Source organism: Mesonia sp. K4-1 (assembly GCF_008017825.1).
GTDB lineage: Bacteria > Bacteroidota > Bacteroidia > Flavobacteriales > Flavobacteriaceae > Mesonia.
Window position 1 is genome coordinate 1 of the sequence record NZ_VRLS01000089.1, and the last position, 1466, is coordinate 1466.

General features: G+C 38.8%; 2 protein-coding genes. Both read left to right on the forward strand.

The window, feature by feature from the left end; genetic code table 11:
* Positions 1-66 precede the first annotated feature (66 nt).
* Positions 67-489, forward strand: a complete 423-nt coding sequence (locus FT986_RS14365) for a Fur family transcriptional regulator (RefSeq protein ID WP_015361364.1) — start codon at positions 67-69, stop codon at positions 487-489.
* A gap of 27 nt (positions 490-516) precedes the next feature.
* Positions 517-1308, forward strand: coding sequence for a cation transporter (locus FT986_RS14370; RefSeq protein ID WP_181898143.1), 792 nt, complete (start codon positions 517-519; stop codon positions 1306-1308).
* Positions 1309-1466: the final 158 nt, after the last annotated feature.

The following is a 1466-nucleotide window of genomic DNA, read 5'->3' on the forward strand; positions in this document are numbered from 1 at the left end:
ACGCTGCAAAAGAAGGCTATGAAGCCTACAATAAAGCTAAAAATATCAATTATAACACCGCACAAAATGACTGAAATTGAAAAAACATTAAATGACCATAACGTGCGTCCCACCGCAATGCGCATCTTGATTTATAAGTATATGGCCGATAGGGATGCCGCCATCGCCCTGACTGATATTGAGAATGCTTTCGCAAAAGCGGATAGAACCACATTGTACCGAACCCTAAAAACGTTTGAAGAAAAAAACGTGGTGCATCACATAGATGACGGAACTGGAATCTCTAAATACGCACTTTGTGAAGAAGGCTGTAATTGTGAAATAGAACAGGATTTGCATTTACATTTTCATTGCACTAACTGTGACGAAACAGTTTGTTTAACGGAACAAAAAATCCCGCATATCAATTTGCCAGATGGATATTTGGCAGAGGATGTTAATCTCGTGGTTACGGGAATATGCGAAAAATGCAGCAGTAATTTACTTTAATAAACAAACGAACAAATTAGATTGATTTTGAAAAAAAGCACTTTTATAATAACTAAAATGGACTGCCCTTCAGAAGAGCAGATGATTCGGATGAAGTTAGAGTCTTATGCTCAAGTAAAACACTTGGATTTTGATATTCCAAACAGAAAATTGGAAGTATATCACGTGGACGACGTCAAGGCGATAAAAACGTCTATAGCCAGCTTAAAACTTGGGGATTCCTTAGAAGGAACCACAGAAGCCGAACCACCCGTAATGGAAGACCAATCCAAACAAAAAAGAATCCTATGGTGGGTCTTGGGCATCAACTTTGGCTTTTTCGTTATCGAAATGACCACCGGTTGGATTTCTTCTTCGATGGGTCTTGTGGCAGACTCATTAGATATGCTGGCAGATTCCATCGTATATGCATTAAGCCTATTTGCGGTAGGCGGTGCCATTTCAAGAAAAAAGAAGGTTGCGAAATACAGCGGATACTTTCAGATGGCATTGGCAACACTTGGGTTTGCAGAGGTCTTGAGAAGGTTTTTTAGCAATACCGAAACACCCTTGTTTCAATGGATGATTATCGTTTCAATTTTCGCATTGGCAGGTAATTTGATATCGCTCTGGCTCATCAACAAGGCAAAGAGTCAAGAGGCTCATATGCAGGCAAGTGCCATTTTTACATCCAATGATATTATTGTTAATGGTGGTGTTATAGTAGCTGGGGTGCTGGTTTATTTTCTGAATAGTAAATGGCCCGATTTAGTGATTGGCGGCATCGTTTTCACTTTTGTAATGCGCGGTGCATTGAGAATATTGAAATTATCGAAGTAGTTTTTAAAATGATATCAAACTTGATTAGAACATATGAAAAAGAAAAAAATAAACTTACGTGACTTAGAACCAAAAAAACAACAAGGCGAGCACAGTCACGACGATGGCCATAACCATAGCAGCCCTGAAGAAATTTCAAATTTTAGAACCTATCTACC

Bases quoted from the DNA above. Each gene is read 5' to 3' on its own strand.
- FT986_RS14365 (WP_015361364.1), top strand. From the start codon at position 67: ATGACTGAAATTGAAAAAACATTAAATGACCATAACGTGCGTCCCACC.